General features: G+C 46.5%; 10 protein-coding genes. All 10 read left to right on the top strand.

What is annotated here, in order from left to right; genetic code table 11:
* The first annotated feature begins 5 nt into the window (after positions 1 to 5).
* Positions 6 to 1,211 carry a CgeB family protein gene (locus tag LRL21_RS04110; RefSeq protein ID WP_240414494.1) on the top strand — a complete coding sequence of 402 codons (1,206 nt, stop codon included), beginning with the start codon at positions 6 to 8 and terminating at the stop codon, positions 1,209 to 1,211.
* A gap of 40 nt (positions 1,212 to 1,251) precedes the next feature.
* Complete coding sequence (locus LRL21_RS04105) at positions 1,252 to 2,400, top strand: GT-D fold domain-containing protein (protein WP_240414492.1); 1,149 nt, start codon at positions 1,252 to 1,254, stop codon at positions 2,398 to 2,400.
* A gap of 62 nt (positions 2,401 to 2,462) precedes the next feature.
* Positions 2,463 to 3,911 carry a glycosyltransferase family 2 protein gene (locus LRL21_RS04100; protein ID WP_240414490.1) on the top strand — a complete coding sequence of 483 codons (1,449 nt, stop codon included), beginning with the start codon at positions 2,463 to 2,465 and terminating at the stop codon, positions 3,909 to 3,911.
* A gap of 193 nt (positions 3,912 to 4,104) precedes the next feature.
* The gene (locus LRL21_RS04095) at positions 4,105 to 4,395 is read left to right on the top strand and encodes a hypothetical protein (protein WP_240414488.1); all 291 of its coding nucleotides are present in this window, start codon (positions 4,105 to 4,107) and stop codon (positions 4,393 to 4,395) included.
* 49 nt (positions 4,396 to 4,444) lie between these two features.
* Positions 4,445 to 4,801, top strand: a complete 357-nt coding sequence (locus LRL21_RS04090; protein ID WP_240414487.1) for an alpha-helical endospore appendage domain-containing protein — start codon at positions 4,445 to 4,447, stop codon at positions 4,799 to 4,801.
* Positions 4,798 to 5,160: a hypothetical protein gene (locus LRL21_RS04085; RefSeq protein WP_240414485.1), complete on the top strand. Its 363-nt coding sequence runs from the start codon at positions 4,798 to 4,800 to the stop codon at positions 5,158 to 5,160. Before LRL21_RS04090 ends, LRL21_RS04085 begins: the two co-directional genes overlap by 4 nt.
* Positions 5,161 to 5,211: 51 nt before the next feature.
* Positions 5,212 to 5,604 (top strand): hypothetical protein, encoded by a 393-nt coding sequence (locus tag LRL21_RS04080; RefSeq protein WP_240414482.1) that lies wholly within the window; start codon positions 5,212 to 5,214, stop codon positions 5,602 to 5,604.
* Between the two features lie 211 nt (positions 5,605 to 5,815).
* A complete protein-coding gene (locus LRL21_RS04075) occupies positions 5,816 to 7,036 on the top strand; it encodes an S-layer homology domain-containing protein (RefSeq protein WP_240414480.1) in 1,221 nt (406 codons plus the stop codon).
* On the top strand, positions 7,037 to 9,721 hold the full coding sequence (locus tag LRL21_RS04070; protein ID WP_240414478.1) for a CARDB domain-containing protein: 2,685 nt from the start codon (positions 7,037 to 7,039) through the stop codon (positions 9,719 to 9,721). It begins immediately after the preceding gene.
* A gap of 59 nt (positions 9,722 to 9,780) precedes the next feature.
* A complete protein-coding gene (locus tag LRL21_RS04065) occupies positions 9,781 to 13,770 on the top strand; it encodes a PKD domain-containing protein (RefSeq protein ID WP_240414475.1) in 3,990 nt (1,329 codons plus the stop codon).
* Positions 13,771 to 13,863 lie beyond the last annotated feature (93 nt).

Here is a 13,863-nt window from a genome sequence, read left to right as displayed (position 1 = left end):
TGACGATGAAAGCTGCAGGAAAAGGTAAACATTCATGGAGAGTACGAAGGCGAAAGAGCCTGGGAATTACAAAAGCTGTACGGATTGTTAGGAAACACGTAGAGCGAAGGATGACCGCCGGCTTTCGCCAGGGCTGGAATACAGGCTTTCCGCTTGGTCAATCCGAGGGGTATCACCTGGGAAGCTGTGAGACGGTCATTCGCAGCAATCAGCGGAAGGAACCACTTCCAACCAGACAATGGCGAATACTGTTTGTCGTGTCCGGGCAGGGAGATCCCTATGCCACGATAGAACGAGGGCTGCTGCACAGCTTGCATGAGCTTGTCGCTGAGCTGCGGGTAGCTACACCTTTTGATGATGTGGTCTTAATCGCTCAGACGATGAAGCCGGACCTCGTGCTCGTATTTAACGGTATGGATTATGTACCCGCCGAGACTGTGCAGCTGCTCCGTCAACGAGGTCATCGCACGGCGGTCTGGTTCACGGATGATCCTTACTATGCTGATCTGTCTGGAGCCATTGCTCTGAATTACGATATTGTGTTCACGCAGGAGTTGAGCTGTGTTGAATGGTATCGCGGTCTTGGCTGTCCGAACGTGCACTTTATTCCTTTGGCGGTATCTACACACATTTACAAGCCTCAGCGAGTTGCGGCCGAGTTCCATCATGATATTTGCTTTCTGGGAAGCGGCTATCGTAATCGCATCACCTTAATGGATGCAATCGCTCCACTGCTGGCATCGAAAAAAACATGTATTGCCGGCAGATGGTGGGAACGGCTGGAGCACTATTCGATGCTGCAGCCGTTTATTCGTGGAGATGCCGCTTGGCTGACCAGCGAGGATACAGTCAACTGTTATGCGGGTGCCAAGATCGTCATTAACTGCCACCGCGCCTTTGATGATGATGAAATCAATGCCAATCAGCGGAGGGTCCCAGCACTATCACCCAATCCACGCACGTTTGAAATTAGCGCTGCTGGAACCCTTCAACTGGTTGATGCCAGAGAGGGACTCGCGGCATTTTATATACCGGGTGAAGAGATTGAGACGTTTGCTTCGCCAGAGGAGCTGGCCCATAAAATCGAGTATTACTTGCAGCATGAGCAGCAGCGCAGACGCATAGCGTTGAAGGGGCTGGCACGAACAGTGCGGGAGCATACGTATAGCTCACGGCTTCAAGAGCTGCTGCATGCGGCCTTTCAGTCATGAACAGCTGCACACAATGTGACAATGATGAGGTGTTGAAACGATGAAAATAAAGGTAAAGCGGAAGGGCAGGAAGCAGCCCACTGGGGGTAAAACTTCTTCATACGGCAAGCAGCTCCGAGGCACACATAAGTCGACTTTTAAGCTGAAGAGGAAGCTCGGTGGAAAACGTAGTAAAGATTTAAATAAAACAGGGAGAAGAACCCTGGTCAGAGGAAAAGCGGATAATACCAAACGGTTCCGTCCATCCATAGTCAATCAGATGCTGGATGAATCGCATTCCAAGGGCTATCAGTCCGGATATCAGGACGGCCAGTCCAAGAACTCCAACAGCTTGATCCACGAGCGGATTCACGAGCAGAGCTATAACCAGGGACACCGTGATGGACATAAGGAAGGCTTGTATGCAGGAGGCGACGGAATTGTAGATTCGCTGCTGCCATTCGATGCGATACTACCTGAACTATCCATCCGACATATTATTGAAGCGGGGATCGGGCAGCTGCAATCCCAATTTTTTATTTTGCAAAATGCAGAGCAAGTTACTCATCGTCTGCGGCATGCACTGGATACCAAAACCCCTTTTTCACTTGTGCGTATTGGAGATGGCGAAGTATTGACGATGGCTCAGGATACCGTGCTCACTATTGATCAGGTTAAGGAGGAAGGGAAGTTTCTCAGCTATGCTGGAGTCGATGTGCCGGATCTGGCAGCGAGAGATCAGCTTATTAGCTCCTTGAAGCAGGCAACGGTGGTAGGCATTCCGAAGCTCCGCAATTTCACATATCAGCCTATGGCTTTTCAAGCGCTGCGCGCGAACGGAATCGACTACCATAGCCTGAGTCTGACTCACTCCCTTGTCAACTATTACATTTTTAAGGAAGGGCGACTAGCAGGGCTGCTGCGTGGTAGCCGGATACTGCTTGTAGGCAATATGGCTGAAATGTTAGCTGCTGTTCTGACCGAGCAGGGTATCACGGTTAGCGGTATTGTCACTCCGGTACATGGGGTCAGGGATATTCCCCGTGTGATGGAGGAGGTATCTCGCCGTGAATTTGATCTTGCGCTTATTTCTGCAGGGGTATCAGCAGTCACAATAGCACAGCGAATCGCAACCGAGATGGGTAAGGTCGCCATCGATTTTGGCCATTTGGCAGATGAGCTGGCAACCCGAAAAGAAATCCTGCACTGAAGCAGCAGGCTGTGGAGTTCAACTACACAAGATGATACAGACGGGAAGGAGGTATACTCCGAATGACCAGAAGACGTAAAAAGGCTATAAGCAAGCGGAAAACCGTCCTTAAGAGAAGGAAATCGGGACGTTCCTCGCGCAGGCGGAAGGCTTTATCGATGAGCAGGAAACCGAAGCGTCAATCGAAGGGCGCCAAGGCATCTCGGCGATACAGCTTAGGATATCAAGCCGGTTATCAGGCAGGCTATGATACTGGTTATCCTTCAGGTGTCACTGCAGGTGCCACTTCTTTCACCGTGATGTTCGAGGGCACCAGTATTATTATCCCGAGCTTTAATCAAGGTGAGCTGCTGCGGCAGTGTATCGAAAGCATCAGTCAGTTTACACCTGAGCCTCACGAGATCATCGTGATCGATAACGCTTCAACCGATGGTACAGCAGACTATCTACGGACGATGACAGGTAAACTTCGTTACCGGATCAATCCGGATAATATCGGCTTCGCCGGTGGAGTAAATCAGGGCATGAAAATGGCCAGAGGCTCCAGGCTGCTGCTGCTTAATAATGATACGGTGGTTACACAGGGCTGGTTGACTAATCTGCATCGCTGTCTCGATAGTGATGAACGCTTTGGGCTGGTGGGTCCAATGACCAACTATATTAGCGGAGAGCAGCTGGTTGCCACCTCATATACGTCGTTGGAAGAAATGCATCGTTTTGCTGCAGAATTTAATCGACCCGATCCGCTGCGCTGGAAAAAAACGGCTCGGATCACCGGCTTTTGCCTGCTTTTTCGAAGGGAGTTGTTCGAGCGGCTTGGTTATTTTGATGAAGGCTTCCAGATCGGGAATTGTGAGGATGATGATTTTTGCCTCCGGGTTCGGCTGCTTGGCTTGGATCTTGTAATCGCAGGTGATTCTTTCATTCATCACGTTGGTAGTGTGAGCATGAAGGCGCTTGGCTCGGAGATGGGAGAGGTCTATGGACGCAATCTTGATTATTATGCTAAAAAGTGGGGAAGTGTGGACCAGCTCCTATCTGAAATGGAGGGGATGCCGGCCAATGGAGAACGACGATCGATGATTCATTACTACCCGGATCATGCTGTTGTACAGGGAAACCGGGGTGCTGTCTATGAGCTGCATGCTGGTGTACGTCGCCCTCTAACAGGAACGGACAGCTTACCGGTGTCTCCAACTCGTCTGTCACATGTGGAGCTGAGGGGCTGTCTACGTGGAGTTGAGATACATGCGGATGAGCTTCGTAATCGTACACATGCAACAGTTGATCCAAGCTCAGGCTTGCCGGAAGGAAGGGTGCTTCAAAAACGGGATGGACAATTGTTTCTTCATGAGGGTGGGCGACTGCGAAGGATTGTATCCGAGCTTGCGATATCCGTATGGGGGTTTGATCGTCAGAAACCGGCAGCTGTGAATGAATCCCAGTTAGGCAGCATACCCGTAGGACTGCCAATTATTGCTCCAATTACGCTGAGAGCGGACAATATTTAAGATTTGGGCAGTGGGAACAGTGGCTTTCCTGAACATTGTGGCATAGGCTACAGGAGAAACTGTGCGTTTATGAGAAGTCCATTTTTTAAAAGAATTGCTCAAAGCAGCTTTTGATGATATCCGATTTCCCTGTGGAAATTTTAGTAGTATAACGAAGTCAGCTTCCTACGGAAGCTTTGAGGAGGGGTAAAAGGTGCAAAATCAAATCACGGAGATGATTCATCATATGGCCAACTCGCAGGAGCAAATGGCCAATATCATTGAGGCCAAACGGCATGTGATAGTTCATTTATCCTCGCTTAATCATCAAGTCTCGACAGTAGATCCGAACCTGGGCGAAATTCAATCGTTGATGGAGCACTCTCTGCTTATTACAAAAAGCGTTACCTCCTATTTGAACAGCTTGGCCGATTTAGAGGATGCCTTGGCAGAAAATATGACCTGCGTGATGAAGGAAATGGGAGATCAGGCTGCTGACGAATAGATCGCAGACCTTCTGGTAGTAAACATTGTACAGTTAGGGAGGTAGTGCTTTGAGCAGACCGGAATCGTTTAATCGGATGATGACAGCAGCGGCCAAGTTTCAATTGAATATTGCAATCATTTTAGAAGCGAAGGCGATTGAAGCCGTGAAGTCTCGTCATTGGATATGCAATCGTCTCAACCTTTCTGCCTATGAGGATCATGCGCAGCAGGTGAAGGAAACTATGGATGTTCACGATCAATTAATCGAGCTGATAGACGGACTTACGAAGATGGAAAGTGCAATCGCCAAAAATATCACAATTATTTTAAATCAAAAAGAAGAGGAAGATATGCTGGGCGGTGGCTCAGGTTCAGGCGGCGGTGGTATGGGAGACTTGTTCAATCTGGGTGGGAGCTTCAAATGACGGATCGGCTCAACGACCCAGCATTCATGCATAGGCACCATATTCAAATGCATATGCTGACCTCGCTTGCGAGAAGCCAGCGTGCGCTTACCCAAATGCTTGAAGCTGTTGCAGAACTCACTCAAAAATCTGCAGATGCCCACATAAACGCTGAGATGATCACTACGAACCCAAAAGAAACCGTACAGCGTGTTGTCGATAATATTCAACAGATCAGCAATTACCAGCGGCAGCTTACAGCCAAAATAACAGGAATTGCGATTCATCGCAGAGTACGAGTACGAGGGCATAACGGTAAACCTTGGTTAAACCATGAATATGTAACGGAATTGCGCGAAGGTACACAGGAAAAGAGCTGAGTGAAGATGAGCAGGGAAAATAGTCTTAATTCGAGGGGAGGAACACTGGCAATGGGAATGAGTGCAACTGGGAAGCGTCGGATCGTTCGCAAACCGCTCATAATCAGCAAGCAAGTCCATATCCATGCGAAGAGATCGGTATCCAGCCGAAAAAAAGTGATCGGAAAAAAAGCTGCAGTCGCCAAGAGACTTTTAAAAAGTAAGGCAACCGCCGCAAAAAAACGGGCATCTAGGATTACTGGAAAGCGACTGAGCAAGAGCAAATTCCGCACTTCCAGACGCAAGGTCAATGCCCCTAAAGCCAGTCCCCGTAAAGAGGCAGCGTACAGTGAGGAGTATAACAAAGGCTACAACAGTGGTTATGAGGAAGGATTCAAAGTAGGCCACGCCAAAGGGTCGGAGGATGGCTTGGAGCAGGCTTATGGTACCTTGGATCCCAAGTAACGGAAGGGACTAAATTTTACAGTTGCATAAATAATCCAAATTCCTGTATAATCGAACTAGTGTAGGAAAATATTGGATTATGCCAAATAATTTCATCATATTATGTCGGAAGCACCGCCATTCGAGGTTTTATTACCTTAGGTTTGGGGTGCTATTTTTGTTTGGAATCGCAATATATACATAATCGACACCTAAATGGAGGCAATTTCATATGAAACTATTAAAGTCGCTTACAACCGTTACTTTACTTACTGCATACACAGTCTCGCTACACTCAGCTCCGATGTATGCAACTGCTGCGATTCACTTTAAAGATATCCGTGGACACTGGGCAGAGTCAGATGTCCAAATCGCTGTGCAAAAAGGCTACGTAGACGGGTATGTAGATGAAACCTTCAAACCGGAGCAAAATGTGAGCAGAGCTGAATTCATTAAAATGGCTGTCACAGCTATGAGCTTCAAAACCTCGCCAGCATCGGACAAAAAATGGTACGAGCCCTTTGTCGAGTCGGCTATAACGAATGGAATCCATCGCTACGAGGATTACACCAGCGGCGATATTAACACCCCTATTACCCGCGAGGAAATGGCCAGGATAGCCGTTAGAAGCGCTGGAGAGAAAAACACAGACGCTTTAAAGTGGATGTATTTGGCCACCAGCAAAGGCATTATCAATGGCTTGGATAATCAAGGGACGATCGGTGCGGATCAACCGACAACGAGAGCACAGGCGATCACGGTCATTGAAAGGATGCTGAAGCTTAAAGCTGGAGAAAAGCTGCCGTGGGATAAGTATGCGACTTCGGCGGCAGAAGTTGCCTGGCACAAGACAAATGTGTATACGATGGCACCTGAATACTTTGGATGGGGAGCTCAACAGGGGAATGTGCTGGATTTTAGTAAGCTTCGGTATGAAGACGCTAATGGCTATTTTTCGGAAACGGAAAAATACATAGTCGTGGATATGGGTGATCCAACTGATCCGAATCGTAAGCTAATTCCGGAGAATATGCGATGGACTATAAAGGTTGGTAATGAGCGTACGTATACTCAAGATGTGCCCACCAATGCCTATGCGTTTTTGTCCTTTGATCATTTTTATGTGGAGGTTTCAAAAAGGGAGTTTTTTCAATACTCATATTTGGATGTAGCAAGCATGTATGTAGTAGCCGATAACATCGGACAAGACGGACTTCTCAAAGATGTTACACCATATGCTGAACATGTTCCGGCTGGCTTGCAGTTCGGAAATACAATTTTACAAGCAGGTACACATGATATTAGATTGGTTACCGGACAATTGGTTCCGAAAATGAAGGGTGTAGATGGGAATGGGTTTAGTATTTATAAAAGACCAGCAATGGGGTTAGGGGAATCAGGAAATCCTATCGTTTTTGAATCTATAATTAATAAATCATTGGGAGGAAAGTAGGTGAAAAGACTATTTTATATAATCATAGCCTTTTCCCTCATCTTTTCTGATTTGCTTTTTTTAATAGAACCGAACAAAACTCAAGCTGCAGGAGAGCAGATTGTACAAGTGGTTGATTACAATAGCAGTGATATGCTTTTTACTATGCCAGATGGTAGCTCTTATGGTTCCAAGCTAAAAAGTGTAACACCCAAAGAGGTTGTAATTTCCAATCCTTCAGGTGACCCTATAACCAAGGTTGAACTTAGGGATGCGAACACGCACATGGTTTTACAAGAAATGGTCAGTGCAGGTAGCAATAATTATAAAGTTGCCACCCCCTTACAACAACAAGGCCAAATTATGGTTGGCACAAACAGCTACGTAAAACTTAATCCAGGATCTTTTGAATGGTTTAGAGACCCCAACCAAAAAGTATGGATGTTCGATTATGATGATTCTGCGGCAGATGGGGGACAAACACATCGTTTTTACAGGAATGATGCCAATAAAATTAATCCGACTCCACCGCCAGGTTCGTGCTTACAACACAAGAGGGGAATGCCATATGGAGAAATGCTTCCTGCGTATCCTTCCGGATATGAATCTACAGTGCAGTATTGTGATAGTGCCTACGATTACAGAGAGGGCACTTTGCCCTTAACGCAATTAGATGTAATTGGCGCTAGCCCTATGAAAATTAATGCAACTGATGCAGTCCATCTGGAATTCAATACTACAGATTTTCAACTCGATAATTCCGGTAGCCTAACTGCTTCCAACATAATAGGATTGTCCACTGACTACCTTGACATTCCGACTCTTAAATACCGTTTTAATTTTACTACTCTTTTTTCAACATACCGAGATCAAGAGGTCTCAGACGGAAGCGACGGTAATGGTGTTGTTTTACGATGGTTAAGCAATTGGATGATCAAACTAACTGGTTACGTCTACAAATACCCCAAGCTCGAAGCCGTAGCCTACACAGCAGCACCTACAGCCAAAGTCGATTTAACTGTTCCTACCTTAACTGGACCTTCCTGCATTAAAGCAGGGACAAGCGCTACATTCAAGTATTCCATCACGAACAGCGGCCCAGCCACATCCAGCCCATTTAAGGTCAAGATTTCAGCAGATGGGGTAGAGATCATTACCCATACGTTCAATGGGATCGAAACAACCACGAAGGACGGGACATTTACCTATGAATTCTCAGCTCCAGGAACAAAAGGAATCACAATCTTCGCCAATAGTGACAATTCATTGGACGAGCAAACCACCGACAACAATTCGAAAACCGAGTCCTTTACAGCTGTAGTCAATTGTCCGGGTGATGGTGACGAGGGAACTGGCGGATGCAGTTTAGGCGCAGGCTGCCCCGGAGAATGGAAAGGAATCCTAAAGGTTCATTATCCAACCATCGAATGGAAGAACCCCAATGATTTTAACGTCACGCTGACAGATCCGGCCAATGGCTGCACAGCCGTTACAGGACGGTTTCGAGTCACGCAAGGCAATAACGCTTACGCATACGGCTGGACTCCCATTGTCGGTGGCAAAGATACCATAGGCTTTGCGTGGCAAATGGCGGGGTCTACGACCTATCCCGGTAACATTGGAGCTGGGAATGTTATCGTCATGTATGACGTCGAGGATAGCTGCGGCCGAATATCCTTGATAGGACCAGAAAATTTCGAAATTATCAAAGTCGCAGGTGCCCCTACTGTTCAAGTGGATTGGTACAAAACCAGCACAGGTGCGAAAACATCCACCGTTGTACAGGACGACAATGTTTTCGTAAAGGCAGCAGCCACCGATAGCAAAAACGAGAAAGTAACACTGAGCTGGACTTTCACAGGAAGCACAAGCTGGCTTGCAGGATTACCAGCCTCCATGGGTTGGACCTCGCCACTAAACAAAACGCAGTATTCGAATATAACGACAGCTGTTAAAGGAACCCACCAAGTTTGTGTAACAGGAACCAATGAATCAGGAATAAGCGCTAAAGCTTGCTCATACCTCGATGTCATCGGTCCTGAACCTGTAGCTGTTATCGATGTAGGCGGCTGGCTGAAGGAAGGCCGGAGAATTGAACTATCTGGAGAAAAAAGCAGCAGCCCAAGAGATATGGCGTTGACGTATGCCTGGACGATAGCACCAATAGCTGGACAAACAGCAGGGACACAAGCAGATATTGAGTACATCCAGCCGCTGTCAGGAAAACTCAAAGATTTTAAAACGCCTAAGCTCGGGAATTATCTGGTTACGCTTGTCGTCACAGATACAGAGGGACTTACAGGGACAGCGACCAAAACGGTAGAAGTCAAACCCGATCTGCCTCCTATTGTTGATATTGCAGGTAATAACAAAGCGGGACGTGATATAGCCAATCGTGGTTTGGCAACCTTTACTGTACTTGGAACCGGATTAAGCGTTGACCAGGATATCATCGTTAAGCGATTATGGTCATTTGCCTACGATGGCAACAATGATGGCATTTTTAATGAAGGAGAAACAGCAGAAATCGATGAGGATAGTTTGGTACTAGGGGCTGAGTATCTGTATTCATCTGGTACAGAATCTTTTTATATCGCAAAAACCGGAGTTCATATCGTAGAGCTGAGAGGTCAGCATGTAGGGAAATTTAATATCAAGCTTCGTGTGGTTGAGGCACCGGGACAACCCACGGATCTCGTACATTAATTTTGAAAAAGGTGGGATAGCATTAGCCCACCTATTCAGCATGGATAGGAGGGGCAATATTGACTCGGATACGCACAAACAAATGGATAAACAGCATCATCGTCGTTCTTGTATTCTTCTCAATTTTTATAGATTCATTGCCTATTGAGGCGATTGGAGATAGTGCAACGAAGAATTTTCCGGTAGAGGTGAACAATGACAATCCGGTTGCCACCTTTACAGCTACAGGTATTGCCACTGAGCCCATGCCCATCAATGTAACTCCTTTCCCAGCGTCCGATTTTATGAGCTGGACGAATACCAGCCTAGATAAGTCCTGGATCAACAATGGGTGGTATGCATCTGCCGATGGTCGATTAATAAGCGCTAGAATGGGCAAAGGAAACCATAGTAAATTTTCTTTACCCATTGGGGCCGAAAATGTTGGCTTGGATCGAAAAGAAATTAAATTACCTGCATATGACTCCAGCGCATACTTTTATTTAGGTCAAGGGGAATACTTGAGTGATTCGGGTAACGGTAATGTGAAGAATTATCATATCGTAGGAGACACACACGAGCCTATCCTTTTAGGCAATTTTGCACTTAGCGGAGAGATCCCAACGATGTATGTGCGTAAAGATTTAGGAGAAATCCTGTTCGTGACTAAAGTAGGTCCGAAATTTATATCCGGATGTTCTTGTTATCAATATAACGAAAATTGGTGGAGGTATCGTATTAATGATCTAATTGCGTTGAACACATCATCGGCATCGGGCGCTTATGGGCAGCAACTCAATGGATCTACGCTGAATATTTTTCCGAACAGTAAGAGAGCGACATTCAGTAATGGGGACGAACCAACTCACTATGCTCGTATGCGGTTTAATTCGGATTTCAAAGAAATTAACCTTACGGCCAGGACAATTAAATCCTTTAAACCTGACAATATGGCTACCCCCTATAAGACAGAATCATTTGACAATATCCCGGCTGCACCCAAAATATCTACATATAATCCGACTGTGTGGTACGCCTATGTTGCGTATCTACCCAATGGCTATGATGATTACCTTGGAGTTTCCACAGAAACTAAAGATAGTGTTGATGGCGGCGATATTGGGTATTGGACGCCTGCCGGAGATCCGAAAGGAAACTATTATACAATAGTTAATATATCGAATAAACCCCACTTAATTAGATGGGATGCTGATACTGGATTTCCTTCTATTATTAAACAGATCGTAGCCAATGATAAAATTAACTATCTTCACGGAATATCAGCCGATCAAAAGTACGCCTATATGTCTTATTGTTGGCCTTATGACTCTGAATATGAGACACCTGCTGGTTGTCTATACTACTACGAAAATCTGAGTTCAAGTGCGGTAACGACAACCAAGCCTGCAGATTTCTTTGAATGGGTGGAAGGCACTGCGACCTCTACCGGTTATCCCGATTATACAACGTATAGGAATGGCTATGGAATTTATCCATTATCCGACAGAACTTTAGATCTTACAAGCGGTGTACAAATAAACCAATCACTTCCAAGGAATCAATGGCCAAGAAACAGCAGCAGATATACGGACAGTATTATTACGAAGTCCGGAAGCTACTACGCTGTCACGTATGGCTACAAGCCAAGCACAGGACAATCACCCTACAGCAATGAAGGTATTACATTCGGCCAACTGTTCAATCCATCGTCTCAACAGGTGATCAACGGTACGATTTCATGGACTATGAAGTTCGCCAAGCTGGACGGGCCTGATTATCATGCGGGAATGGGATTCCGAATTCAAAATCACCAAAATATGTATAGAGTCGAAGTATATAAGGACAATGTACAGCTGTTTCGTATCGTGAACGGCAGGAAAACCGCAATTTCTCAACCTGCGAGCCATTACCTGGCGAATGAACAGCAGGTAGCTTTCAAAATCAAAATAACAGGCTCACATATCAAGATCTATGAAAAAAATGGACTTATCATGGATGCGGTAGATAACACGTTTACATCCGGTACGCTTGGTCCGTATTCAACAGCCGATAATACCGAATTTAAAGGCATCAGCTACATGTGGTCCGAGTCGGATATGAGCTACGATACACCGGGCGCTGCGATCGTCAATACACCCATTACGTATGAAACAACCTATGACGATCCGGAAAGGGATGCGATGTACGCACCTGGAACGCAGTGGTACATTGACCACATTGATCCTAATCGGTTCCTACCGTATACATGGGCACCTTATGATGCGGATTTCGGCTTATCTTCGATGCATGGTCAAACCGTTCTCAATCCCGTTCCACAGTTCGATAAGGTTGGGCTATATAAGCTCAAATATCGGGTACCGGATAATCCAAGGCCCGACAATGCCGCTTTTGATTCGTACCGCAAATATTCGGAGGATTACGAGCAGTACTTAATTGTGCATCGGATACCTGAAGCGCCATTCACCCTCCATATCGAATCGGACGGAACAGTTGGATGGACGGACCTGAGCTTTGATCCTGACCGCTGCTATGCACATGGCAATTGTCAAGCAGCCTTTGCAGCCAACAACGGGATTTATGCCAAGAAGTTTTACTATATCACCCCATCTGGTGTGAAGAAGGATAGCAAGCTTGTCAGACCCTTAGAGGGTGGGGAATATACGGTTGCTATGGCTGTTCGAGACGAGAATAAAGCTTGGTCGGATTGGTATATTCAAACTATCGATATCGATCAGCCGGTAGCGCCGAATCATCCACCGACCGTATGGCTTACTTTCCCGAATGGGAGCTACGCTGAGCCTTCACACGTTTCGCTGCAGCCTACCTTGACTTGGAATCAGGCCGATATCGATCCGAACACGATATTTTCTACATTCAATTTATGTGTACGCGATGTATCGAACAATCCGGTAGAGTGCGTCACGAATCGTGATATGAGTACGCCCTTAACAAGCTGGGCATGGACGATGGAAACCGAACTATCGATGGGACAAAAATATTCTGTCCAGGTGCAGGTCAGCGATGGGGAAGCGTGGTCCGACTGGAGCAACATCGGCTGGATGTCAACGAATAGTCCGCCTGTTGCCTATATGACCTTTCCTTATGGAACGCAAGCTGCTCCCAGCATCGTAAACACACTGCGTCCCGAGCTAACCTGGTATCAATCAGACCCGGATATTGGGTACGTCCTGTATTGGTATGAGATCCAGATTACAAACGAAGCCAATGACGTTACGATTTACGACTCAGGGAAAACATGGCAGAATACGACCTCAACAACCGGGAAAATGACAGTTCCCGTTGATCTGCCAACCGGACAAAAGATGAGGGTTAGAGTCAAGGTGTGGGATCAATATGGAGCCGAATCGAACTGGTCCCCGCAAACGTGGATGATGATCAACCGGCCGCCGCACGCAGATTTCGATTGGACACCCAGGCCAGCTTTTGAAGGGGATGCCGTCACACTGATTAACCAATCGACCGATCCTGATGGGGATCCGCTCACTTTTCAATGGCAAATCGAAGGACCTGATTACCATTCCATCCAGGTCACGACGAATGCACTGATCCCAGCTTCTGTTACAGATTATCATCCCGGTGATTATGTGGTGACGCTGACAGCAACAGACCCTTATGGCGCTTCCGATACCGTGACCAAAATAGTGCGGGTCGGCGATTTGACCGTGGAAGGATTTGTTCGTCATACCACGCAGTGGGAGCTGAACCGCAAAGCCTATAACCGGTTGAAATCTGGAGAGGACGAACGCCCGCGGTCGGAGGAGGTATTTTGGTCAGGAGAGGCTTTTGTACTGGAAGTCAGGACGAATGAGAAGGCATCACAGGTTCATGCATCCATGTCCTATACCGAATTGCAAAGCGTTCTGACATCTCCTAATTTAACAGATTGGACAGCACAAATGTACCGCAGTGATTTTGAAAGCTTGCCTGATCAGGAATATACGTTTCAATTTCGGGCGGTTTGGTCCAATGGTCATGTGGAGTCAGCAGCTCGTACAATCAGAGTGAGCAATCCATGGACGGAATTCACCAGCAGTGTGAGGAAGGAATGAAAATAAATACTCGTCAGTAATCCGAATTCCATTTTGACACGTTATGTCTATACAAAGAAGATTCTTAGTTCCCGACTAGTGTATGGTGTATAA

Origin of the sequence: Paenibacillus periandrae (assembly GCF_022458865.1) — a bacterium.
Taxonomy (GTDB): domain Bacteria; phylum Bacillota; class Bacilli; order Paenibacillales; family NBRC-103111; genus Paenibacillus_S; species Paenibacillus_S periandrae.
Note: the sequence above shows the minus strand (reverse complement) of the source record. Positions and strands in the feature narration are given on the sequence as shown.

Excerpts from the sequence above, each read along its gene's own strand:
- LRL21_RS04110 (WP_240414494.1), top strand. The coding sequence starts at position 6 with ATGAAAGCTGCAGGAAAAGGTAAACATTCATGGAGAGTACGAAGGCGA.
- LRL21_RS04100 (WP_240414490.1), top strand. The coding sequence starts at position 2,463 with ATGACCAGAAGACGTAAAAAGGCTATAAGCAAGCGGAAAACCGTCCTT.
- LRL21_RS04085 (WP_240414485.1), top strand. The coding sequence starts at position 4,798 with ATGACGGATCGGCTCAACGACCCAGCATTCATGCATAGGCACCATATT.
- LRL21_RS04105 (WP_240414492.1), top strand. The coding sequence starts at position 1,252 with ATGAAAATAAAGGTAAAGCGGAAGGGCAGGAAGCAGCCCACTGGGGGT.
- LRL21_RS04075 (WP_240414480.1), top strand. The coding sequence starts at position 5,816 with ATGAAACTATTAAAGTCGCTTACAACCGTTACTTTACTTACTGCATAC.
- LRL21_RS04080 (WP_240414482.1), top strand. The coding sequence starts at position 5,212 with ATGGGAATGAGTGCAACTGGGAAGCGTCGGATCGTTCGCAAACCGCTC.